Below are 21795 nucleotides of genomic sequence, written 5' to 3' on the forward strand. Positions count from 1 at the left end.
ATCTCGAAGTCCTGTGGGAAGTGGAAGAGTGGGTCAGGCCGCCTGCGCGGCTCCAGCCTGCAACGCGTCGATGCGCCGGATGGTGCCACCGCCGAGCACCCGCGCACGCGGGCCGTCATCCGCGTAGATCACGCAGGCTTGGCCCGGCGAGACGCCGTCCTCGGGCGTCGCCAGAACGACCTCGGCGGTGCCGGCGGCGGTGTCGAGGGTGAGATGGGCCGGGCGCGGCTCCCGCGTCGACCGGACCCGCACGGCCACGGGCAGATCGACCGGCACGTTTTCGGACAGCCAATTCACGTCGGTGAGGCGAATGCGACTGGTGGCCAGGGCCTCGCGCGGGCCGACGACCACGCGGGCGGTGTCGGGCTCCAGGCGCACCACGTAGAGCGGTTCGCCCACGGCGAGGCGCAGGCCCCGGCGCTGGCCGACGGTGTAGTTGACGATCCCCTCGTGGCGACCGAGGACTCGGCCGGTGAGATCGACGATGTCGCCGGCCCGGGCAGCGTCCGGGCGCAGGCGGGCGATGACGTCGGCGTAGCGCCCTTGCGGCACGAAGCAGATGTCCTGACTGTCCGCTTTCTGTGCGACCGACAGGCCGAGCTCATGGGCGAGGCGCCGGGTCTCGTCCTTCGGCAATTCACCCAAGGGAAAGCGCAGGAAATCGAGCTGCTCGCCCGTGGTGGCGTAGAGGAAATAACTCTGGTCGCGGGCGGGATCGAGGGCGCGGTACAGTCCGCGTCCGCCCTGCGGCATGGGCCGGCTCGCGACGTAATGGCCCGTCGCCAGGGCGTCCGCATCGAGGTCGCGCGCCGTGGCGAGGAGATCGCGGAACTTGATGGACCGGTTGCACTCGACGCATGGGATCGGCGTCTCGCCCGCGAGGTAGCTCTCGGCGAACCGGTCGATCACCGATTCCCGGAACCGATCCTCGTAATCGAGGACGTAATGCGGGATCTCGAGGACTTCGGCGACCCGGCGGGCATCGTGAATGTCCTGGCCGGCGCAGCAGGCGCCCTTGCGATGGGTCGCTGCACCATGATCGTAGAGCTGGAGCGTGATGCCGACGACGTCGTAGCCCTGGCGCTTCAGGAGGCCGGCCACGACGGAGGAATCGACGCCGCCGGACATGGCGACGACGACACGCGTCTCGTGCGGGGCCTTGGGAAGATCGAGGGAATTCATCGCGCCAGGTTTCACCGACGGGGCCGGTCCGGTCCCGGTCGCGAGTCTATAGCGTTCCTTGCGCCCGAGTTCCAGGGATAGGGCCGGCAGGGCCGATCGCCACCGGAACGGACTCGGGCCGCGCCTTCGAAGAGCGCGCGTCTATAGGAACGAAACGGCTTACGCGAAGTCGGGCATCCCGCTGCAGACCCGGCAAGTTCTGCCGGGCGACGCGCAGATTTCGCCGGATCGCCTTCGGGCCGAGACGAAAAAATCGCGCCTTTACAGGATATTGACTGGTTCGGGAGGCTGGCGCAGCCCTTGCTCCAGGATCCGACAAGGAGACCTTGGACCCATGGCGCAGACGTTCCTCGAAACGGATTTTCTCCTGCGCCGTGCGACGCCGACCGCCCCCCGTATTTCGGCGCAAGCCCCGGCACGGGCCGCTTTCGTCGTTCGTGATCCCGAACCGTCCCGTGCGACTGTGGCCACCCGGTCCCAGGACGTCCGTACACCGGACGCCCGTACGCAGACCGCCCGGGCCGAGCTTGCCCGCGCGAACATCGCCAGCCGATCCGAGCGAGCCCGGACGCCGGACATCGACACGGGGCAGACCCGGACCACGGAACGGACCAAGGCCGGGCCATTGAGGATCGATTCATCCGGGGCTGAAAGCTCACCGGCGCCCGTTCGAGCCGTGCGTGACGTGCCGGCTCCTCCGGCGAAGGTCTCGACAAAGGCGAATGCCGGCCCATTCGGCGAGGCTGGGGCTGGGACGGACGCCCTGTCGCAGGACCGGGCAGGCGTCGTCGCCCCCGTTCCGGCCGGCGCTGCGGGCTCCCCCGAGGCGGGCATGGCCGGGGCGGTCCTCGCCAGTTCGGATATCGCGGCGATCACCGGCCCCTCGGAAGTGGGTGCCGGCGACGGGACGGAGGAGGACACGGACCCCGCCGGGCTGTCGGCCGACGAGCCGGCCATCTCCCTCATGGGCTTCGGCGTTCTGCCCGCGCCCCCTCCGCCCCAGCCCATGCTCCAAGTAGGACCCGGCCAAGGGGGACAGACATCCGTCGCTGGGGACGCGGTGTCGGGGGGGCAGGATGCGGTGGGTCAGGCCTCAGCCGTGACTGGGCAAGTCTCGTCCTCGACGGGGCAGCTCCAGCTTCCATCCGGGGGCGTCCCGTCGTCCAGGGGCGGGGCGCCCGCCGCCGCTGGGCAGAATACCCTAGCCCGGCCGGACATATCGGCGGCCGGAACGTTCGATCCGGCACTCGGCGGCAAGTCCGATGCGGCGGTGGCCGTGCACGAGGCGTTCGGCAGCGCCGAGCCCGTCGCGGCGTTCGCCATGCCCGAAGGGTTGTCCGCCGTCCGGGAGAATTTCGATGCGCTCGTGCCGGGCTTCTCGGCCGCGCCCGCCGCAACGGCGGCGTCCGGTGCGTCGGTCACGGCCGCCCCCGCGCCGCAAGCCGCCGCGCCCGCCGTACCGTTGGGAGCCGTGCCGATGACCATCGGCCTACGCTCACTTCAGGGTTCGAACCATTTCGAGATCCGGCTCGATCCCGGTGAACTCGGACGCATCGACGTCAGCCTCGACATCGACAAGGAGCGCGGGACGGTGATGGCACATCTCGTCGTCGACCGCATCGAGACCCTCGCCCTGCTCCAGCGCGATGCCGGCAGCCTGCAGCAGGCCCTTTCGCAGGCCGGCCTCGACGCCCCTGAGGCCAACATCAGCCTGTCCCTGCGCAGCGACACGCAGTCCGGCGGCCAGGGCACGGAGAACCAGGGCTCCGACGGGCGCCGCCCCGATGGCCGCTCCGGTGGACCGGGCCTTTCCCACCAGCCCGAGGGCCGCGCCGCCCTCGAAGCCATCCCCGTACGCACCCTGAGGGGCCTGACCGGCCTCGACATCCGAATCTGAAGGGGCATCCGATATGTCATCCGGCATCAGCAGCTTGGCGAACACCGCCGCGTCGGCGAGTTCGACCACCAGGACGTCCGCCCAGGAGATCGCGGGCAACTTCACGCAATTCCTGACGCTGCTGACGACGCAGCTCAAGAATCAGAATCCCCTCGACCCGATGGACACCAACCAGTTCACCCAGCAGCTGGTGCAGTACGCCGGCGTCGAGCAGCAATTGAAGTCCAATGATCGCCTCGACTCGATCCTCACCAACGCCAAGGCGTCGAGTTCGGCTTCCGCCACGGGCTTCATCGGCCAGACCGTGACCGCCGACGGCAAGACCGCCGATCTGGCCGGCGGCTCGGCCACCTGGACCCTGACGCCCTCGCGCGCCGCCACCCAGGCGACCATCACCATCACGGATGCCCAGGGCAACGTGGTGGCGACGCAGAGCAAGGCCATGCCGGCCGGGGCGCAGAGCTATGTATGGGACGGGCGGGCATCCACGGGGATGAGCGCGCCGTCGGGAACCTATTCCATCAAGGTCGATGCCCGCGACGCGACGGGGACCCAGGTGAACGTCGATACGCAGATCACCGGCAAGGTCGACGGGATCGATCTCAGCGGCACCGCACCGGTCCTCCTGATCGACTCTGCACGGGTTCCGATCGGCAGCGTGCGGAGCATCGGAACAGGGTTGTCCACATGAGCGTCGAGACGAATCAGATGCAATCGTTCCGCTTCAACATATTTTAAGTGGAGGCAAGTAGCTTCCAATCTCGACAGGTCAGTCGAGTTGTAGAGCGTATCATGACCGAACCAAGCCGCCCGAGAGTGAAGTATGTGATCGGGCCTGATGGTAGTCCATTAACCATTGCCGATCTTCCCCCGACGACTACCCGCCGTTGGGTGATCCGTCGCAAGGCCGAGGTGGTCGCCGCCGTGAGGGGTGGCCTGCTCAGCCTGGAGGAGGCCTGCCAGCGCTATACCCTCACCACCGAGGAGTTCCTCAGCTGGCAGTTCTCCATCGACCAGCACGGCCTTGCCGGCCTGCGCACCACGCGCATCCAGCATTACCGGCACTGACGAAACGGATCTGACCGGGACCGCCTCGTCCGACGGGGAAAGCGCCCGCCGATCCTCTCGAAAGACCGCGCCCCCCAGGGGACGCGGTTTTTTCGTGTTTTCGGGGGGCGCTCGTTCGGATTCCCGCGATGGTCTCCGCATCGTTAACCGCTCGCTAACCACGGCCTGGGCAAATTTTGCCGGGCGGGGGCGGGGTGTCCGCCACGCTTGTTCGGGTGGGTGCGTCGCGCGGTGAAATCGGTTCTCGAACTGGTGATGAAGTTGGGGCCGGCGCGGTTGGCCGCCATGGCCGCCGTCACCATGACGCTGATCGGTTTCTTCGCCTTCGTGATCCTTCGCGTCTCGAAGCCCGACATGGGCGTGCTGTTCGCCGACCTGTCCATGTCCGACTCCTCCGCGGTGATCCGCGACCTCGATGCGCGGGGCATCAAGTACGAGACCAAGGGCGATGCCGGTCAGACCATCATGGCTCCCCGCGCCGATCTTCCCCGCCTGCGCATGGATCTTGCCGGCAAGGGGCTGCCGGGCCAGGCGGGTGTGGGGTACGAGATTTTCGACAAGGGCGATGCGTTCTCGTCCACCAACTTCGTCCAGAACGTGAACCACCTGCGGGCCCTCGAGGGGGAACTGTCCCGCTCCATCCGCGCCATCGGCCGGGTCCAGGCGGCGCGTGTCCACCTCGTGATCCCCGAGCGGCGCCTGTTCGACCGTGACCGCGAGACGCCGAGCGCCGCCATCGTGCTCAAGCTCATGGGCGACCTGGATCCGTCCCAGGTCCGCGCCATCCGCCACCTCACCGCCTCGGCGGTGGAGGGGCTCAAGCCCGAGCGGGTCTCCATCGTCGACGAGCGCGGCCGACTTCTCGCCGATGGCGCCCGTGACGCGGAGGCCGACAAGGGGCTCGGGCTCGAGGAGAAGCAGGTCGGCCTCGAACGGCGCCTGCGCGCGCAGATCGAGGAGATCGTCGCCGGCATCGTCGGTGCCGGCCGCGCCCGGGTGCAGGTCAGCGCCGAACTCGACGTCAACCGCATCGAGAGCCGCTCCGAGAGCTTCGATCCCGAGAGCCGCGTGGTGCGCTCGACCCAGACCCGCAGCGAGACCTCCCTGACGGGCGGGACCGAGGGAGCCGTCAGCGTCGGCAACGAACTGCCCGGAGCCAATCAGCCGGGCGCCGCCCCGGCCCAGAAGGATTCCACGAACAAGAACGAAGAGACCACCAACTACGAGATCTCGCGGGTGACCAAGACCGAAGTTGTCGAGGGCGGCCGGGTCAAGCGGCTCTCCGTGGCGGTCCTCGTCGACGGAGCCTACGTGCCGGGGGCCGACGGCAAACCCACCTACCAGCCGCGCCCGGCGGCCGAAGTCGAACGCATCACGACCCTGGTGCGCACGGCCATCGGCTTCGACAAGGCGCGCGGCGATCAGGTCGAGGTGGTCAACCTTCGCTTCGCGGAGGCTCCGGCCCCGCCCGAGTTCATCGAGCCGAGCCTCGTCCAGTCCCTGATGTCTCCCTCCAAGGAGGACGTCATGCGCATCGTCGAGCTGACGGTCCTGGCCATGCTGACCCTCATCGTGCTGCTCGCCGTGGTGCGTCCGCTCCTGCGCAGGGTGCTCACCGCCGAGCCCGTCGCCATCGCACTGGTGGCCGGCCCGTCCGCGAGCACCGGCGACCCTGCGCTGGATGCGATGATGGCGCCACGCGACAACCCGACCGCCCGCCTCGTCGATTTCGCCAAGATCAACGGCCAGGTTCAGGCCGAAACCGTGCAACGAGTGGTCGACATGGTCCGTGCCAGCCCCGGCGAGACCGTCGAGGTCCTGCGCAACTGGATCAACGACAACTGAGATCCGCCTAGCCTTTCGCGCGTCGTCCTTAAGGAGTTGAGGCCATGTCCTCGGGTTTGAACATCGCGGCGGAACTGGCCAATGCCGGCGGAGCGGCCTTCGCCGCCATGCCCGGCACCCAGCGCGCCGCCGCCCTCCTCCTGCTGCTCGGCGATACCGAAGGTGCGCCGATCTGGCAGATGCTCGACGAGGACGAGGTCAAGAAGGTCTCGCACGCCATGGTCCAGCTCGGCTCCCTCGAGGCCGAGACCGTGGAGAAACTCATCGTCGATTTCGTTTCGCGCCTGTCGTCGGGCGGCGGCATCACGTCGAACTTCGAGCGGACCGAATCGCTTCTCCTCAAGATCTTTCCGCAGGATCAGGTTTCCTCGATCATGGCCGAGATCAAAGGGGCCTCGGGCAAGCGGGTCTGGGCGAGCCTGACCCAGATCGATCCCGAGATCCTCGCCTCGTTCCTGCGCAACGAGTACCCGCAGACGGTGGCCGTGGTTCTCTCGAAGGTCCGCTCGGAATACGCCGCCAAGGTACTGACCATCCTGCCCGAGGATTTCGCCATCGACGTCCTGAACCGGATGCTGCGCATGGAGACGGTGCAGAAGGAGGCCTTGCGCCACATCGAGGAGACCCTGCGCGTCGAGTTCGTCTCGACCATCGCCCAGACGACGCGGCGCGACGCCCACGAGCTCATGGCCGATGTGTTCAACGCCTTCGACCGCCAGACGGAAGGCCGCTTCCTCGCCGCCCTCGATCAGGCCAACCGTGGGTCGGCGAAGAAGATTCGCCAGCTGATGTTCACCTTCGAGGATCTGCTGAAGCTCGATCCGGGCAGCGTGCAGACCCTCCTGCGCAAGATCGACAACGATACCCTGTGCCGGGCCCTGAAGGGGGCGGAGGAGCGCGTGCGCGGCTTCTTCCTGTCGAACATGTCCACCCGGGCGGCCAAGAACATCACCGACGAGATGGGATCGCTCGGGCCGATCCGCCTCAAGGAGGTCGACGAGGCCCAGGCCAAGATGACCGAACTCGCCAAGGACCTGGCCGAGAAGGGCGAGATCATGATCGCCAAGTCGAGTGGTGAAGAGGAACTGGTCTATTGAACGCCCGTCCCTTCTTGTTCGACACCGACTTCCGGCCCCGCCCCGCCAGCGTCGCCTCGCCCAAGGACGATGCGGCCCTGGCCGAGGCGGTGGCCGACGCCTACGCCCGTGGCGTGCAGGAGGGCCGCGCCCAGGCCGAGATGCAGGCGCAGGGTCGCATGGCCGATGCCCTTACGCGCCTCGGGCTCGCCGCAGCCGGATTGCTCGGCCAGGCGGACGCACGCGACGCCGAGCGCGAGGCGCAGGCCATGGATTTCGCCGTGGCGCTGGCCCGGCGCATCGCCGGCGAGGCCCTCGATGCGCAGCCCCTGGCCGCCATCGGCGATGCGGCCCGTTCCGCCCTACAGCATCTGCGCGGCGTGCCTCACCTCGTGGTCCGCGTCCACGAGAGCCTCGTCGACGAAGCCGAAGCCCTGGTGAAGCGTCTGGCGCGCGAGCGTGGCTTCGAGGGCCGCCTCGTGGTTCTCGGGGAACCCGACCTCGCTCCGGGGGATGCCCGGATGGAATGGGCCGACGGCGGTGTGGTGCGCGACCGCGCCCGCATCGAAGCCGCCGTGCTCGATGCCCTCGGCCTCAACGCCTGATCCTTTGAAAGCCAGACCATGTCGGACGATTTCACCCTGCCGCAGCTCAATGGAATGGATGCGTCCTTCGATGGACTCGGCACCGAATCCATCCGTGAGGCGCCGACCACACCCAAGAGTGCAGCCGACCTCGAACAGGTCTTCGACGTGCCCGTGGTGGTCTCGGCGGTGCTCGGCTCCTCGCGCATGCCCATCGGTGATCTGCTGCGGCTCCAGCCCGGTGCCGTGCTCGAACTCGACCGCAAGGTCGGCGAGGCCATCGACATCTTCGTCAACAACCGCCTCGTCGCCCGTGGCGAGGTCGTCCTCGTGGAGGAGCGCCTCGGCGTGACCATGACCGAGATCATCAAGAACGATCACTGACCATTCCCGGCCCACCGCGCGCCCGCGCGCGGCCCCGACACGGAGACCTTGAGCCATGCGGCTTCTCATCATCGGACGCCTCAACGGCGAACTCGTCACCGCTTCCAAGATCGCCATGAACCGGGGAGCGGCGGTCACCAACGCCGAGAGCTTGCCGCAGGGACTGGCTGTGCTGCGGGCCAAGGGCGCCGACCTCATCATGATCGATGTCGGTCTGCCGATCCGCGAACTCGTCACCGCGCTCACCGACGAACGCATCCGCACGCCCGTGATCGCCTGCGGCATCGCCACCGATGCCAAGGCGGCGGTGGCGGCCATCCAGGCGGGCGCACGCGAATACATTCCCCTGCCCCCCGACCCCGAGCTCATCGCCGCGGTGCTGCAGGCGGTCTCCGAAGACGGGCGTGCCTTCGTCTGGCGGGATGCTTCCATGGAGCGGGTGGTGAAGCTCGCCGAACAGGTCGCCCGCTCGGAGGCGTCCGTGCTCATCACCGGCGAGAGCGGCACCGGCAAGGAGGTGCTGGCCCGTCACGTCCACGTCAAGTCGAACCGCACGGCCAAGCCCTTCGTCTGCGTCAATTGCGCGGCGATCCCCGAGGCGCTCCTCGAATCCGAGCTGTTCGGCCATGAGAAGGGTGCCTTCACCGGCGCGGTCGCCCGCCGCATCGGCCGCTTCGAGGAAGCCAGTGGCGGCACCCTCCTCCTCGACGAGATCTCGGAGATGGACGTACGGCTGCAATCGAAGCTGCTGCGTGCCCTCCAGGAGCGGGTGATCGACCGGGTCGGCGGCTCGGCGCCGGTCAAGGTCGATATCCGGGTGCTCGCGACCTCGAACCGCAATCTCCTCGACGAGGTTCGAAAGGGCACGTTCCGCGAGGATCTATACTACCGCCTCAACGTCGTTCACCTGAAGTTGCCGCCTCTGCGTGAGCGCCCCGCCGATATTCTCGAACTCGCCGGCCACTTCGCCCGGAAATACGCCGAGGTGAACGGCGTGCCCGTGCGACCCCTGAGCCGCGAGGCGCAGGGGCTCGTCCGTGCCAATCCCTGGCGCGGCAACGTGCGGGAACTCGAGAACACCCTTCACCGGGCGGTTCTGCTGGCTTCCGGTCCGGAGATCGGCCCCGACGCGATCCTGACGCCCGAGGGCGAAAGCATCGGTGGTCCCGCCGCCGGTCCGGCCGAGCGTGCCGCGCGCGTCGCCGAAGCCGCCACCCGCGGCCTCGTCGGCCAGACGGTGGCGCAGGTGGAGTGCGACCTGATCCTCGACACCCTCGACCATTGCCTCGGCAACCGGACGCATGCCGCCAAGATCCTCGGCATCTCGATCCGGACCCTGCGGAACAAGCTCAACGAGTATGTCGATGCCGGTCTGAGCGTGGCCGAACCCGGCAGCGCGCGGGCGGCTGCCGCCTACGGCTGACGCCCGGGCGCAGGAGGCGCTCCGACGAGCATTCCAAGGTCCGTCGCTGGCTCTCCGGGATCCCGCTCTGCGGGAGATTGGGCTTCTGCTCACCCCCCATGGCCCTCAGCGGTTCCGCGCGGCCTCGTCGGCGACCTGGGCCGCGTGCGCCCGCTCGAGCTTCTCCAGGGACACGAAGCGGGCGATATCGGCTTCGACGTCGCGGATCGTCTCCTCGACGAGGTGCTGCTGCAGCGCGATGCGTGGGTCGTCCGCCGCCAGTCCATCGCGGGTCTGGAGGCGCTGCACCGCTTCCTTGACCACGCCGTAGACGGATTCCCGTGCCTCGCGCGTCATGGACGGGTTTACGGCGCGAGCGATGAGGTCGGAGAATTCGGACATGTCGTTCCGGCTGTGACGCATGGGCGGGCGGGAATGCCGGCTCGGCGAGATACCACGACGAACCGCTGACCGAGAGCCGCGATCCGATCCGGCCGGATCGGTCGCAGCCTCAGAGACGCTGATCCTTCAGACCGGCGACGATCAGGGCGATGGAACTCCACACCACCAGGAAGCAGAAGAAGCCGACGACGAGGGCATACCCGCGTTGCGGATACAGAGAGGCGATGGGCAAATCCGGCGGCACAAAGGTCGCCAGAAAGATCTGCTGCTTCGTGGCCGCGACGCGGGCCCGATCGACCATGAGATTGGCGGATTCGTTCAGTTTGCCCGCGATGGTCTTCTCGACCTGCAGCCCTTCGTATTCGAGCAGCGCCCGGGTCATGTTGTTCGACGGGTCGGAACCCGAGAGACCTTCCGTCGTCAGCTGATCCTGAAGCCGTTTGGTCTGCTGCTGGATCGCCGCGAGGTTGGCGACCAGGGTCTGGATGCTGCGGGACTTCTCGTCGAGGTTCGAGCCGCGAAGAACCTGGAGATCGGTTTCGGCCTTGAGCTGATCCTTGCGCAGGCTGCCGAGGGTCGTCAGCGTCGCTTCCGCCGCCTTGATCGGATCGATGATGCCCCAGCGGTTGCGGAATTTCTGAAGGGCGAGGTGGGCTTCGCGCAGGCGTGTTTGCGCCCGCACGGCATCGGCTTCGGCATGGGCGACGAGATCGGCCTGGGCCGCGCGCGAGATCTGGTTGATCAGCACCTCGGTGCGCGCGATCACCTCCTTGGAGATCGCGAGCGCATCCTGCGGCGTGAAGGCGCGAACCGTCAGGGTGATCACGCCCGAGATCACGTCGATGCGGGCGATGACATGCTTACGCCAGTATCGAGCCAGGTCCTCGATGGGCTGGGGCGGCCGATAGCGGGTCCAGAAATCGGCCTCGTCACGGGCGAACATCGCCGAGACCTTCAACGTTTCTTCCATCTTGGACACCAGCGTCTGGCTCTGGATATAGTCCTTGACGATGAAACTGTCCTGACTGTTATGCTTCTGGATCAGGTCGGCGAACTGGCCGACCGAAGCCTCCTCCATGGGCTCGACATTGCCCCGGACGGTGAATTGTGCTTCGGCGACGTACTGGTTGGCGGCGAAACCGTAGAGATAGATCGCCAGCATCAGCGTCGGTAGCAGCACGAAGACGCTGAAGTTGCGGATCAGGTCGATGGTGAGGTTCGGCGGCTTGGAGGATGCCGGCCGCAGGCCGGGAAGGCGCCGCCAGTCGAGGCGTTCGCTCGCCCTGCGCAGGAGGGTCGGCGCCCGGCCGGTGGGGATCGGTTCTACGGTCTCGGCGTTGCGCCGCAGATCGGGGACCGCCCGCAGTGCGAGGTCGATGACCCCGCGCAGGCGCTCCGACTGCTTGACCTCGTCGACATTCATCGCATCGGATTCCTGAAGGCTCGGCGCGCGAACGCGACCCCACACCGCGCTTCCGGCACCCATGGCACCGGAGGCGGCGCGGAGCCCTTTCGACCCCATGCCGTTACCCTGGGAAGTCCCGTGTTTTTCGGCCCTTTTTAAGGCGTGGCTTCAGCGGTCGAGCCCGGGTGGCTAGACCCGAGCGGCCGGGTCGAGCGCAGGAACGAATGAACGCCGGGCAGACCGCCCCGCCAAGGAACACGATGACACGAGACCTGACCGATGTGACGCCCGATAAGATCCGGTACGCCCGGGCCAAATTCGGTGATGTCGTTCTCGTTTGCACCAAATGCGCCAAGCGTCAGGGACTGCCCAAGGGCGCCGTGCGCACGATCCTCAAACGCGCCCTGAAGGAGTGCGGCGGGTCGTCGAAGGGGGGCCTCCTCAAGCCCCGCCTCGTCGAGGTCGGGTGCCTCGGTCCATGCCCGAAACGCACCGTGGCGGTGGCGACGACCGCGAGCCTCGCCGAGGGGCGCATCGTCCTCATCGACCCGGCGGGGGACCGTCGGGCGATCCTCGCCGCCCTCCTCCCCGATTTCGGCCCCAAAGCTAAGCTAACGCCGCCCGGCACTCCGGAAGATCCGTGTTCCGGGCCGCGTGCGCCCTGAATTTCCGAGGCTATCCGCCCCCCACGATGATGCAGATCCGAAGCGTTTCGATCCGCCAGGATCGCCCATCATGAAGCCGTCTTCGACCGGCGCCATCGGCCGGGCGCTCCTGCGCCGGCTGCCCTTGATCGGGACGATTCTGGGATTGGGCCTCGGGATCTGGCTCGTGGTGACGCACGATCTGCATGCGGTCGGGGAGGCGTTCGGGCGGATCGGCGCCCTCGGCCTCATCGGCATCGTCCTGGTGCGGGCTGCCATCGTCGCAACCTGTGGTTTCGCCTGGGCGCGGCTCGTTGCGGGGCTCGCTCAGGTTGAGACGGGGGCGTTCCTCATCCTGCGCTTCGTGCGCGAGGGCATCAACGTGCTGCTGCCCGTCGCCTCGGTGGGGGGGGATGTGGTGGGGGGACGCCTGCTGACGTTCTGGGGCGTAGCGGGGTCCCTGGCGGCGGCCTCGATCCTCGTCGACATGCTGATGCAGGTGGCGACCCAGGGGCTGTTCGCGCTCCTCGGCGTGGTGCTGCTCGCGCAGGTGGGCGGCGGCACCGCCGAGGCCTTGGCGACCTGGACGGCGGGGGCGCTCGCCGTGACGGCGGTGATCGTCGCGGCTTTCTTCGCGGTCCAGCGCAGCGGCGCGGCCCGTGACCTCGTGCGCCGTTCCACCGACCGGATGCGCCGCTGGGCTGGCGCGGCCGTGACGCCGCGGAACGGCGCGCCGGGCGGGGTCTACGACGCCCTCGACGCGGTCTGGGCCCCGGATCGGCGCGGTGCGCTCGCGGCCGGATTCGGCCTCCACCTCCTCGCCTGGGGCATGGGCGCCGTCGAGATCTGGATCGCGCTCGCCTGCATCGGCGTCGAGGGGGTGACGTGGACCGAGATCGTGGTGATCGAGGCGCTGAGTCAGGCGATCAAGTCCGCGGCGTTCCCGGTGCCGAGCGGCCTTGGGGTGCAGGAGGGCGGGTTCGTGCTCCTCGGCGGCCTGTTCGGCCTCGATCCCGGGACGGCGCTGGCGTTGTCGCTGGCCAAGCGCGTGCCCGACGTGGTGCTGGGCGTGCCGGCCCTCATCGCGTGGCAGATGCTGGAGGCGCGCCGCGCCACGGTGGTCTCACCGCGGGTGTAGCTCAGTCCGGCTCGGCGAGCAGGCCCTCGACGAACGGCGTCAGGCCGGTGCGACGGTCGCGCTTCAGCCGCTCGGCGATGAGGATGCCTTCGAGCGAGCGGAAGGCGTCGTCGAGGTCGTCGTTGACGATGACGTAGTCGTACTCGCTCCAGCGCTGGATCTCCATCCGGGCGTTGGCGAGGCGCTTCTCGATGGTGTCGGGCGAATCCTCGGCCCGGCGCTCCAGGCGGTGGCGCAGCTCGGCGAGCGAGGGCGGCAGGATGAACACCGTCACCACGTCCTGGGTGAGCTTGGACCGCACCTGCCGGGTGCCCTGATAGTCGATGTCGAAGATCATGTCCCGGCCGGCCCCCAGCACCTTCTCCACGGGGCGGCGCGGGGTGCCGTAGAAATTGCCGTGCACCTCGGCCCATTCGAGGAGGTTGTCGGCGCTGCGCAGGGCGTCGAAGGCCTCGCGGTCGATGAAGTTGTAGTGCTTGCCGTCGATTTCCGAGGGGCGGCGCGCGCGGGTGGTCACCGAGATGGAGAGGTCGAGGCCCCATTTCGGGTCGCCGGCCACGGCCCGCGTCAGGGTGGTCTTGCCCGCGCCCGAGGGCGAGGACAGGATGAGGATGAACCCGCGCCGCTCGATCGCCGTCGCCTGCATCGCAAAAAAACCTACTCGACGTTCTGAACCTGCTCGCGGAATTGCTCCACCACGGCCTTCAAGTCGAGTCCGATCCGCGACAGGGCGATGTCGTTCGCCTTCGCGCACAGGGTATTGGCCTCGCGGCAGAGTTCCTGGGCCAGGAAATCGAGCTTGCGGCCGACGGGACCACCGGCCGCCAGCAGGTCGGCGGCGCTGGCGAGGTGGGCGGCCAGGCGGTCGAGTTCCTCGCGGACATCGGCCTTGGCGGCGAGCAGCACCGCCTCCTGGTACAGGCGGTCGGGGTCGAGGTTGCCGACCGCGATCAGGGTCGAGACCGTGGCGGCGAGGCGGGCGCGCACGGCCTCGGGCTTGCGCGCCGGGCAGTCCTCCGCCGCTCGGGTCAGGCGGCCGATCTCGGCGAGCTGCGCCTCGATGACGGCGCGCAGCTGCCGCCCCTCGGCGCGGCGGGCCTCCACGAGGTCGGTGACGAGGCGCACCACCCCCTCGGCGAGATCGCGGTGGAGGGCCTCCGTATCCGTCGACGCCTCGTCCTCGGCCTCGATGACGCCGCGCAGGGCCAGGAGCCCGTCGAGGGTCGCCGGGGCGACGCCCTCGGGCCGGGGCACCCGCGCCACCGCCGCCGCGAGTTCGGCCAGCAGCCCCTCGTTGATCCTGATGCGCGGGGCCGCGTCGGGTCGGGAGAGGTTGAGGGAGAGCTGGCACTGCCCGCGCGCCAGGGTCTTCTGCAGGGCGGTGCGGGCGACCTCCCCGGCCGCGTCGTAGCCGTTGGGCACGCGCAGGCGGACCTCCAGCCCGCGCCCGTTCACGGCGCGGACCTCCCAGGCCCATTGCACCGCCCCGGTGGTGCCGGCGGCCCGGGCGAACCCTGTCATGCTGGAGAGGATCATTGTTGGACGGGACCGTATTCGAAGGAGAGCCACACCGGTTGCCGCTCCCCTCTCCCCGCCGGGCGGGGAGAGGCCTGCCTGCACCTCGGCGTGCAGGCGGGGAGCGCAGGCGGAGCCGAAGCGAAGATGAGGGGGCCTCTCATCAGCAGGAGGCTCGTTCGGGGCCGCCCCCTCACCCTCGGCTGCCGCCTCGCCGCGCCGACGACGGGGGCGTCGCGGGCCTCTCCCCACAAGCGGGGCGCGGGGACGCGCGCGGCTACCCCGCGTCTCACGGCTGCTTCAGCACCGGGACGCTTTTGGGCGAATTCAGGTCGAAGGTCTTGTTGCGTAGGGGATCGAGGCGTGTGCCCTCGGAGGCGTCGAAGGCCTTCGGACGCGGGGCCGAGGGGTCGGCGCCGCCGGCGAAGTTGGTGCCGTCGGCCGGTGCGTAGGCCGAGGCGCGGCCCGGATCGGGCGTCGGGTTGGGCTCGACCTTGTCGACTGCCGCGTCCGGGGTCGGGGCCTGGCGGGCGCGCTCGACCTGGCGCCAGCGGGCGACGTTGCGCGAGTGGCCCTCCAGGGTCTCGGCGAAGGCGTGGCCGCCGGTGCCGTCGGCCACGAAGAACAGGTCCTTGGTGCGCGACGGGTTGGCGACGGCCTCGAGGGCGGCGCGGCCCGGATTGGCGATGGGGCCGGGCGGCAGGCCCTCGATCACGTAGGTGTTGTAGGGCGTCGCGCGCTCGATCTCGGAGCGCTGGATGCCGCGCCCGAGGGTGCCGCGCCCGCCCACCAGCCCGTACACGATGGTCGGGTCGGATTGCAGCTTCATGCGCTTGTTGAGGCGGTTGACGAACACGCCTGCCACACGGGGCCGCTCGTCGGCCCGCCCCGTCTCCTTCTCGACGATGGAGGCCAGCGTCACCATCTCGGCCGGGGTTTTTACGGGAATCTCGGCGGAGCGGCGCTTCCAGATGTCGGCCAGGACCTCGCGCTGCTTGGCGCGCATGAGGTTGACGATCTGCTGACGGGTGGCGCCGCGCTCGAACTTGTAGGTCTCGGGCAGGAGCGCACCCTCGGCCGGGATCTCGTTGATGTCGCCCGACAGGATGTCGTTGTCGTTGAGCCGCGCCACGATCTGCTCGCTCGTCAGTCCCTCCGGGAAGGTGACGGCGTGCTGGACCTGGCGGCCCGACGACAGGGTCTCGATGGCGTCGTTGATGCTGGCATGGGCCTTGAACGTGTACTCGCCGGCCTTGAGGGCCTTGCCGCTCAGGCGGGCGGCCCACTCGAACAGGGCCGTGTGGGCGATGACGCCCTCGCGGGACAGGGCCTCGGCGATCTCGGAGGTGCCGCTGCGGGGCGAGATGACCACCACCTTGTCGGCGGGCAGCGGCCCCGGCTCCTTCACCTGCCGCTCGAACAGCGTCATGCCGATCATTACCCCGATGGCCAGCACCACCGACAGGGTGAGCAGGCCCGAGATGGTGGCGAGCAGGCCGCCCCGGCGGCGCTCCGGCAGATCGGGCGGCGGCGGCGCGGCGGTGGGCTTGATGGCCTCGCTCGGGCTGCGCGGCGACAGGCGCTGCGGCAAGGCCCGCTCCTCGGAGGCGGCCGGCACGGGCTCGGGATTCGGGCGCTTGCGGAAGAACATGGTGATCCTGTTCGGGCCTCGGGCCCCCTCCCCCGCCGTTTTTCGAGGACGTGGGACAGTCTCGCGCCGCCTCGAATGGGCGCGACGGGCTGGCCGTTAGGCGCGCGAGTTTGGTCGGTTTTGTGGCGAAATGGGGGTTGCTACATTGGCTAATCCGGCTTCGAAGTCTCAAAAATTGCTGACCGCAGAGCTTGATAAGTTTGTGTTTCGGGGGTGATTAAAGGAGCCATAACGTCGCGACAGAATATATCAGCGTTTGTACCGAACTTTTTTCGGGAATCGCGCAAGAAATTTTTAGCAGACAAGTAGATTTGACCCTTACATTTTTTTATATCATCTGAAGCATATCCAATACTCGGCAGATTTTGAATGCAAAGTTTCTTTGCCGCAATAATGTGTTCGAACGCTTCGGGTTGTCCGCACGCTTCACAGAGTTTCGTCAATATTTCATCGGCTAGCAAATAATGCTCAATATGGCGGAGGGGTAAAACCAAGTGCCCTTTTGCCACCGCATCCTTTATTTCTCCCTCTGTTCGCTCGTCACTATCAATTAGAGTTGATATTTTTGATCCGCGGGAAATTTTATTTATAAAGCCCTTGAATACTGTAGCTTTACTCAAGATATCGCTCGATGAGCCAACCGATATAAATAAGTTTTCAGGAAATTCGTTTTCGAATATTCGTTGGTAACATTGAGCGTCGAATTCTGCTTTCTTCGCTCCAGACTCTGCAGACGCACCTTCACATAGTACAATAGTTTTTGGGGAAACAATTTCTGATAAATCTGATAAAGTTGTCCTGAGGTTTCTAGACCAAAACGAAGGATTTACTTTTGCCGGATTCAGAGAAATCTCCCCATCCATGTCCAGATCATGAAAATCAATAAATACAACTTCGTCAGAATTCGCGCTGCTGAGTTCCATCGCTTTTCGAATCATGCCGATCGAATGCGTAGCAACCCACATTTGCGATTTCTCGGGTATAAATTTGAATAATTCTTCAAGTAGAGCCCCATGAAGGTTTGTATTCATGTGTGCTTCTGGCTCGTCTAGACAATAGATTGAGTCTGGGTATGCGCCGGATCGAACGTGAAGATCTAACAGTAAGTCTAATGCCGCCTTTTCGCCGGAAGACAAATTTCCGTATCTGAAATTCTCAATGTCACCTTTGCTAAAGTAGAATGTGCCATCCTCAAGTGGGTTGCCTGGACCTTCGAGTGTCAAGTTGGGGAAGAGCCTATTAAGAGACTCTTGTATGGGTTTGTATCGTTGGTCTCGCCACTCACCTTTCGCAGTATTGTCGTCTGTTTTTTGATGAATATCGTTGACTAACTGGCTAACAATCCGCGAGTAATTTTTTGACACGCTTGTGTCTGACTCCGCCATTGTTTGAGCTCGACGCTCCTCAATGATTGGCCCTACTTTTTCAATACTACTCATTGCAAAAGAGCCCTCAAATCGATAGGCCGTTCTAAAGTAGAAGCTCCGTCTTATTGCATCTGGAGATGTTGGGGTCGAACTATGAAACTCTAGAGACACTTGATTATGAATTATTTGATGTCTACGGTCCCAATTCTGTTTCCCGCGAATATAGTAGTCAAGCTGGCCTTCATGCAGGCCCTCTACCGAGCGAGTTTTCCATTGTAGAAATCCGTCAAAAATAGAGGATTTGCCGCAGCCATTGGGCCCAACCATCATAATAAGACGGGTGGATTCGGGTAAGTTACGTACGGTTAAATTTTTAAAACGTTTAAAGTCTACGAAATTTGCGGATTTGAGCTTCACAGAAATTCTCGCATCATAATTTAATGGCCGAAAGTTTCCTGTGAAGATAAAGAGCGCCTAACAAAATCGATCTTTGTGCCTGCTAAGTGCTGGAAATTTTGGCTTCGAGGCGGTTTGGATAGGTGTCTAATGATTGCCTTTCAATCCACCCGCCGCATCACCAAGCTCGCATTCGTCCCACCGAACCCGAACGAATTCGACAGCACCACGTCCACGCGCTTGCGCTTGGCCTCGTGCGGCACGAGGTCGATGGCGGTGACGACGGAGGGGTTGTCGAGGTTGAGGGTGGGCGGGAGGATGCCGTCGCGGATGGTCAGCACCGAGAAGATGGCTTCCACGGCGCCGGCCGCGCCGAGCAGGTGGCCGATGGCGGATTTGGTGGAGGACATGGCGGCCTTCGGCGCGTGCTCCCCGAGCAGGCGCTCCACGGCCTTCAGCTCCAGCTCGTCGCCCATGGGGGTCGAGGTGCCGTGGGCGTTGATGTAGTCGATGTCGGAGGCCTGGATGCCGGCGCGCTTCACGGCGGCGCTCATGCAGCGGAAGGCGCCGTCGCCGTCCGGGGCCGGCGAGGTGATGTGGTAGGCGTCGCCCGTGAGGCCATAGCCGACCACCTCGGCGTAGATCTTCGCGCCGCGCGCCTTGGCGTGCTCGTACTCCTCCAGCACGACCACCCCGGCGCCCTCGCCCATGACGAAGCCGTCGCGGGCCTTGTCGTAGGGGCGGGACGCGCGGGTCGGGTCGTCGTTGAAGCCCGTGGAGAGGGCGCGGCAGGCGGCGAAGCCCGCGAGCGCCAGGCGGTTCACCGGGGATTCGGCCCCGCCCGCCACCATGACGTCGGCATCGCCGAACTGGATCAGCCGGGCCGCGTCGCCGATGGCGTGGGCGCCCGTGGAGCAGGCGGTGACGACGGAGTGATTCGGGCCCTTGAGGCCGTGGGCGATGGAAACCTGACCGGAGGCCAGGTTGATGATCCGCCCGGGGATGAAGAACGGCGAGATCCGGCGCGGACCCTTGTCGTGCAGGGTCACGGACGCGTCGTAGATGCCGCCGATGCCGCCGATGCCGGAGCCGATCATCACGCCCGTGGCGCACTGATCCTCGTGGCTCTTCGGATGCCAGTCGGCGTCGTCCAGCGCCTGGCCGGCGGCCGCCATGGCGTAGACGATGAACGGATCGACCTTGCGCTGCTCCTTCGCCTCCATCCAGGCATCCGGATCGAAGGTGTCGTTGGAGCCGTCGCCGAACGGCACGGAACAGGCGATGCGGCAGGCAAGATCGTCGACGGGGAAAGCCGTGACCACTTTGGCCGCCGACTCACCCGCGATCAACCGGCTCCAGGTGGCCTCGACCCCGCTGGCCAGCGGCGTCACCATGCCCAAACCCGTCACCACAACCCGACGCATCGCGCTATCCCGAACCGGTCCCATCATGAAACGAATGGCGCGCGGGGTCGGACACGACCCCGCTCATGACTCGCGAGTCAATCGGCGCCTCGTCGTGCCTCAGGCGGAGTTCTTCTCGAGGAACTTCACCGCATCGCCGACCGTCTGGATGGTCTCGGCCGCATCGTCGGGGATCTCGACGTTGAATTCTTCCTCGAACGCCATCACGAGCTCGACGGTGTCGAGGCTGTCGGCGCCGAGATCATCGATGAAGTTCGCGCCCTCGACCACCTTCTCCGGCTCGACACCGAGGTGCTCGACAACGATCTTCTTCACGCGCTCAGCGATATCGCTCATCGTTCTTGGTCCTTAGCTCTTCAAGGTCGTGATGGTGTCGCCGTGGCCGCCGGCCCGTGACCGAAATGGACTGGTCTGGGATACGGCCGGTGTGTTCGATCGCGCGCGTCTCGGGCGGTCCTTAACAAGGTCCGCGTCGTTATGGAAATCTCCGCAACACGCCGAACCGTCAACCCCCCTCGCACGGCAGGCGGGGTGTTAACACAGGGTTCCGGTGCTGGCGAGGCCCGGTTCACAAGCCGTTCATCGCTGTGGCTTTTTCGAGCCGCCCGGGGCTATTCCGGGTGTGCGGTGCAGCAAAGCTTGCGCTCACACCATCGCCATGCCGCCGTTGACGTGGAGCGTCTGGCCCGTGACGTAGCCGGCCTCGTCGGAGGCGAGGTAGAGGGCAGCGGCCGCGATCTCCGCGCCGGTGCCGAGGCGGTTCATGGGCACGCGGGTGAGGATGCCCTCGCGCTGCTTCTCGTTCAGGGCGTCCGTCATCGGCGAGGCGATGAAGCCCGGCGCGATGCAGTTGACCGTGAGGTTGCGGGTGGCGACCTCGGCCGCCATGGCCTTGGTCATGCCGACCAAGCCGGCCTTCGCGGCGGCGTAGTTCACCTGGCCCGGATTGCCCGTGGTGCCGACGACGGAGCCGATGTTGATGATGCGGCCGTGGCGGCGCTTCATCATGCCCCGCACGGCGGCGCGCGACAGGCGGAAGGCGGCGCTGAGGTTGACGGCGATCACCGCATCCCACTCGTCGTCCTTCATCCGCAGGAGGAGGTTGTCGCGGGTGATGCCGGCGTTGTTCACCAGCACGTCGAGGCCGCCCATGGCGCTCTCGGCCGCCGGCACCAGGGCCTCCACCGCCGCCTTGTCGGAGAGGTCGCACTCGGCGATGTGCAGGCGCTCGCCCCCGAGTTCCGCCACCAGGGCTTCGAGGGCCGGGCGCCGGGTGCCCGACACCGTCACGGTGGCGCCCTGCGCGTGCAGGGTCTTGGCGATGGCGCCGCCGAGGCCGCCCGTGGCGCCGGTGACGAGGGCCTTGCGGCCGGAGAGATCGAACATGGCTCGTCCTGTGCTCAGAAGGTGGGGAACGCCGCGATGTCGTCGGGCGTGCCGACGGCGCTGGCCGCGGCCCCGGCGGCGATGCGCTTGACGAGGCCGGTGAGCACCTTGCCGGCGCCGATCTCGTTGAAGCAGTCGATGCCCTCCGCCGCCATGGCGGCGACGCTCTCGCGCCAGCGCACGGTGCCGGTCACCTGGGCGACGAGCGCGTCCCGGATGGCGTCGCGGTCGGTGATCGGGGCGGCCAGGACGTTGGCGTAGATCGGCACCACGGGGGTGTGCATGGCGACCTGCCCGAGGGCCGCCCGCATGGCCTCGGCGGCCGGGGCCATGAGGCGGCAGTGGAACGGCGCCGAGACGTTGAGCATCACCGCGCGCTTGATCCCGCGGGCCTGCGCCAGGGCGACCGCGCGCTCCACGGCGGCGCGATCGCCCGACAGCACCACCTGGCCGCCGCCGTTGTCGTTGGCGACGTCGCACACGCCGCCCTGCGCCGCCTCTTCGGCGATGGCCTGCGCCGCGGCGATCTCGGCACCGATCAGGGCCGCCATGGCGCCCGCCCCCGGGGCGACCGCCGCCTGCATGGCCTCTCCGCGAATCCGCAGCAACCGCGCCGCGTCCGCGATGGAGAAGGTGCCGGCGGCGGCGAGCGCCGTGTATTCGCCGAGGGAGTGGCCGGCGACGCAGGCCACGTCGCGTTTGAGATCGAGGCCGCGCTCGGCCTCCAGCACCCGCAGGGTGGCGAGCGACGCCGCCATGAGGGCCGGCTGGGCATTGGCCGTGAGGGTGAGCTCGTCCACCGGCCCCTCGAACATGAGGCGGGAGAGGTGCTGCCCGAGGGCCGCATCGACCTCCTCGAACACCGCGCGGGCCTGCGGAAAGGCCTCGGCCAGCGCGCGTCCCATGCCAACGGCCTGGCTGCCCTGGCCGGGGAAGATGAGTGCGCGCGCCATTGAGCTGTCCTCGTTCGCGAAGAGGGCGGCGCAGTCGCACCGCCCGCCCCCCGTGTCAACTTTTCCCGTCGAACGC

The 21795-nt window shown here is 66.9% G+C and carries 21 protein-coding genes; 10 read left to right on the forward strand and 11 right to left on the reverse strand.

Annotated elements, in window-relative coordinates; genetic code table 11:
* Positions 1 to 33: 33 nt before the first annotated feature.
* Positions 34 to 1182: a tRNA 2-thiouridine(34) synthase MnmA gene (mnmA, locus tag ASF25_RS03255; protein WP_056303240.1), complete on the reverse strand. Its 1149-nt coding sequence runs from the start codon at positions 1180 to 1182 to the stop codon at positions 34 to 36.
* Between the two features lie 334 nt (positions 1183 to 1516).
* On the opposite strand from mnmA, the gene ASF25_RS21730 reads away from it, so the two are divergent.
* From ASF25_RS21730 to ASF25_RS03295, 8 genes are all read left to right on the forward strand, one after another.
* Positions 1517 to 3079: a flagellar hook-length control protein FliK gene (locus tag ASF25_RS21730; RefSeq protein ID WP_082502458.1), complete on the forward strand. Its 1563-nt coding sequence runs from the start codon at positions 1517 to 1519 to the stop codon at positions 3077 to 3079.
* A gap of 13 nt (positions 3080 to 3092) precedes the next feature.
* Positions 3093 to 3770 carry a flagellar hook capping FlgD N-terminal domain-containing protein gene (locus tag ASF25_RS03265; RefSeq protein WP_056173954.1) on the forward strand — a complete coding sequence of 226 codons (678 nt, stop codon included), beginning with the start codon at positions 3093 to 3095 and terminating at the stop codon, positions 3768 to 3770.
* Positions 3771 to 3871: 101 nt separating this feature from the next.
* Positions 3872 to 4147, forward strand: a complete 276-nt coding sequence (locus ASF25_RS03270; RefSeq protein WP_018044452.1) for a DUF1153 domain-containing protein — start codon at positions 3872 to 3874, stop codon at positions 4145 to 4147.
* A 231-nt stretch (positions 4148 to 4378) separates the two neighbouring features.
* Positions 4379 to 5992, forward strand: coding sequence for a flagellar basal-body MS-ring/collar protein FliF (gene fliF, locus ASF25_RS03275; RefSeq protein ID WP_056264277.1), 1614 nt, complete (start codon positions 4379 to 4381; stop codon positions 5990 to 5992).
* A 44-nt stretch (positions 5993 to 6036) separates the two neighbouring features.
* On the forward strand, positions 6037 to 7089 hold the full coding sequence (gene fliG / locus ASF25_RS03280) for a flagellar motor switch protein FliG (protein WP_056173951.1): 1053 nt from the start codon (positions 6037 to 6039) through the stop codon (positions 7087 to 7089).
* Positions 7086 to 7673, forward strand: a complete 588-nt coding sequence (locus ASF25_RS03285) for a FliH/SctL family protein (protein WP_056173948.1) — start codon at positions 7086 to 7088, stop codon at positions 7671 to 7673. Before fliG ends, ASF25_RS03285 begins: the two co-directional genes overlap by 4 nt.
* Positions 7674 to 7691: 18 nt before the next feature.
* Entirely contained in the window at positions 7692 to 8036 is a 345-nt protein-coding gene (fliN, locus tag ASF25_RS03290) for a flagellar motor switch protein FliN (protein ID WP_056173945.1), read from the forward strand.
* A 55-nt stretch (positions 8037 to 8091) separates the two neighbouring features.
* Positions 8092 to 9459 (forward strand): sigma-54 dependent transcriptional regulator, encoded by a 1368-nt coding sequence (locus ASF25_RS03295; RefSeq protein ID WP_056303244.1) that lies wholly within the window; start codon positions 8092 to 8094, stop codon positions 9457 to 9459.
* A 105-nt stretch (positions 9460 to 9564) separates the two neighbouring features.
* Here the strand turns inward: ASF25_RS03295 and ASF25_RS03300 are convergent, their stop codons facing one another.
* Complete coding sequence (locus tag ASF25_RS03300) at positions 9565 to 9840, reverse strand: hypothetical protein (RefSeq protein WP_056174174.1); 276 nt, start codon at positions 9838 to 9840, stop codon at positions 9565 to 9567.
* Between the two features lie 109 nt (positions 9841 to 9949).
* A complete protein-coding gene (locus tag ASF25_RS03305) occupies positions 9950 to 11263 on the reverse strand; it encodes a hypothetical protein (RefSeq protein WP_056174171.1) in 1314 nt (437 codons plus the stop codon).
* Positions 11264 to 11505: 242 nt separating this feature from the next.
* Between ASF25_RS03305 and ASF25_RS03310 the strand changes: the two genes are divergently transcribed.
* Together ASF25_RS03310 and ASF25_RS03315 are read left to right on the forward strand one after the other, a co-directional pair.
* Entirely contained in the window at positions 11506 to 11910 is a 405-nt protein-coding gene (locus ASF25_RS03310; RefSeq protein ID WP_200918879.1) for a hypothetical protein, read from the forward strand.
* Between the two features lie 70 nt (positions 11911 to 11980).
* On the forward strand, positions 11981 to 13027 hold the full coding sequence (locus tag ASF25_RS03315; RefSeq protein ID WP_056303246.1) for a lysylphosphatidylglycerol synthase domain-containing protein: 1047 nt from the start codon (positions 11981 to 11983) through the stop codon (positions 13025 to 13027).
* A gap of 1 nt (position 13028) precedes the next feature.
* Here the strand turns inward: ASF25_RS03315 and gmk are convergent, their stop codons facing one another.
* The 8 genes from gmk to fabD all read right to left on the reverse strand — a co-directional run bounded on the left by gmk (position 13029) and on the right by fabD (position 21719).
* Positions 13029 to 13673, reverse strand: a complete 645-nt coding sequence (gene gmk / locus ASF25_RS03320; RefSeq protein ID WP_056173937.1) for a guanylate kinase — start codon at positions 13671 to 13673, stop codon at positions 13029 to 13031.
* Positions 13674 to 13684: 11 nt separating this feature from the next.
* Positions 13685 to 14563 carry a YicC/YloC family endoribonuclease gene (locus ASF25_RS03325; protein WP_056303248.1) on the reverse strand — a complete coding sequence of 293 codons (879 nt, stop codon included), beginning with the start codon at positions 14561 to 14563 and terminating at the stop codon, positions 13685 to 13687.
* 268 nt (positions 14564 to 14831) lie between these two features.
* A complete protein-coding gene (gene mltG, locus ASF25_RS03330; RefSeq protein WP_056303250.1) occupies positions 14832 to 16193 on the reverse strand; it encodes an endolytic transglycosylase MltG in 1362 nt (453 codons plus the stop codon).
* A gap of 149 nt (positions 16194 to 16342) precedes the next feature.
* The gene (locus tag ASF25_RS21735) at positions 16343 to 17977 is read right to left on the reverse strand and encodes an AAA family ATPase (RefSeq protein WP_162239244.1); all 1635 of its coding nucleotides are present in this window, start codon (positions 17975 to 17977) and stop codon (positions 16343 to 16345) included.
* A gap of 140 nt (positions 17978 to 18117) precedes the next feature.
* The gene (gene fabF / locus ASF25_RS03335; RefSeq protein ID WP_056303252.1) at positions 18118 to 19380 is read right to left on the reverse strand and encodes a beta-ketoacyl-ACP synthase II; all 1263 of its coding nucleotides are present in this window, start codon (positions 19378 to 19380) and stop codon (positions 18118 to 18120) included.
* A 99-nt stretch (positions 19381 to 19479) separates the two neighbouring features.
* Positions 19480 to 19716, reverse strand: a complete 237-nt coding sequence (locus ASF25_RS03340) for an acyl carrier protein (RefSeq protein ID WP_018044468.1) — start codon at positions 19714 to 19716, stop codon at positions 19480 to 19482.
* 309 nt (positions 19717 to 20025) lie between these two features.
* Positions 20026 to 20766, reverse strand: coding sequence for a 3-oxoacyl-[acyl-carrier-protein] reductase (gene fabG, locus ASF25_RS03345; protein ID WP_056261911.1), 741 nt, complete (start codon positions 20764 to 20766; stop codon positions 20026 to 20028).
* Positions 20767 to 20780: 14 nt separating this feature from the next.
* Positions 20781 to 21719, reverse strand: coding sequence for an ACP S-malonyltransferase (gene fabD, locus ASF25_RS03350; protein WP_056261914.1), 939 nt, complete (start codon positions 21717 to 21719; stop codon positions 20781 to 20783).
* Positions 21720 to 21795: the final 76 nt, after the last annotated feature.

This window comes from Methylobacterium sp. Leaf100, assembly GCF_001422845.1.
Classification (GTDB): Bacteria; Pseudomonadota; Alphaproteobacteria; order Rhizobiales; family Beijerinckiaceae; genus Methylobacterium.

Excerpts from the sequence above, each read along its gene's own strand:
- mnmA (WP_056303240.1), bottom strand. The coding sequence starts at position 1,182 with ATGAATTCCCTCGATCTTCCCAAGGCCCCGCACGAGACGCGTGTCGTC.
- ASF25_RS21730 (WP_082502458.1), top strand. The coding sequence starts at position 1,517 with ATGGCGCAGACGTTCCTCGAAACGGATTTTCTCCTGCGCCGTGCGACG.
- ASF25_RS03265 (WP_056173954.1), top strand. The coding sequence starts at position 3,093 with ATGTCATCCGGCATCAGCAGCTTGGCGAACACCGCCGCGTCGGCGAGT.
- ASF25_RS03270 (WP_018044452.1), top strand. The coding sequence starts at position 3,872 with ATGACCGAACCAAGCCGCCCGAGAGTGAAGTATGTGATCGGGCCTGAT.
- fliG (WP_056173951.1), top strand. The coding sequence starts at position 6,037 with ATGTCCTCGGGTTTGAACATCGCGGCGGAACTGGCCAATGCCGGCGGA.
- fliN (WP_056173945.1), top strand. The coding sequence starts at position 7,692 with ATGTCGGACGATTTCACCCTGCCGCAGCTCAATGGAATGGATGCGTCC.
- ASF25_RS03295 (WP_056303244.1), top strand. The coding sequence starts at position 8,092 with ATGCGGCTTCTCATCATCGGACGCCTCAACGGCGAACTCGTCACCGCT.
- ASF25_RS03300 (WP_056174174.1), bottom strand. The coding sequence starts at position 9,840 with ATGTCCGAATTCTCCGACCTCATCGCTCGCGCCGTAAACCCGTCCATG.
- ASF25_RS03305 (WP_056174171.1), bottom strand. The coding sequence starts at position 11,263 with ATGAATGTCGACGAGGTCAAGCAGTCGGAGCGCCTGCGCGGGGTCATC.
- ASF25_RS03310 (WP_200918879.1), top strand. The coding sequence starts at position 11,506 with ATGACACGAGACCTGACCGATGTGACGCCCGATAAGATCCGGTACGCC.
- ASF25_RS03315 (WP_056303246.1), top strand. The coding sequence starts at position 11,981 with ATGAAGCCGTCTTCGACCGGCGCCATCGGCCGGGCGCTCCTGCGCCGG.
- gmk (WP_056173937.1), bottom strand. The coding sequence starts at position 13,673 with ATGCAGGCGACGGCGATCGAGCGGCGCGGGTTCATCCTCATCCTGTCC.
- ASF25_RS03325 (WP_056303248.1), bottom strand. The coding sequence starts at position 14,563 with ATGATCCTCTCCAGCATGACAGGGTTCGCCCGGGCCGCCGGCACCACC.
- mltG (WP_056303250.1), bottom strand. The coding sequence starts at position 16,193 with ATGTTCTTCCGCAAGCGCCCGAATCCCGAGCCCGTGCCGGCCGCCTCC.
- fabF (WP_056303252.1), bottom strand. The coding sequence starts at position 19,380 with ATGCGTCGGGTTGTGGTGACGGGTTTGGGCATGGTGACGCCGCTGGCC.
- ASF25_RS03340 (WP_018044468.1), bottom strand. The coding sequence starts at position 19,716 with ATGAGCGATATCGCTGAGCGCGTGAAGAAGATCGTTGTCGAGCACCTC.
- fabG (WP_056261911.1), bottom strand. The coding sequence starts at position 20,766 with ATGTTCGATCTCTCCGGCCGCAAGGCCCTCGTCACCGGCGCCACGGGC.
- fabD (WP_056261914.1), bottom strand. The coding sequence starts at position 21,719 with ATGGCGCGCGCACTCATCTTCCCCGGCCAGGGCAGCCAGGCCGTTGGC.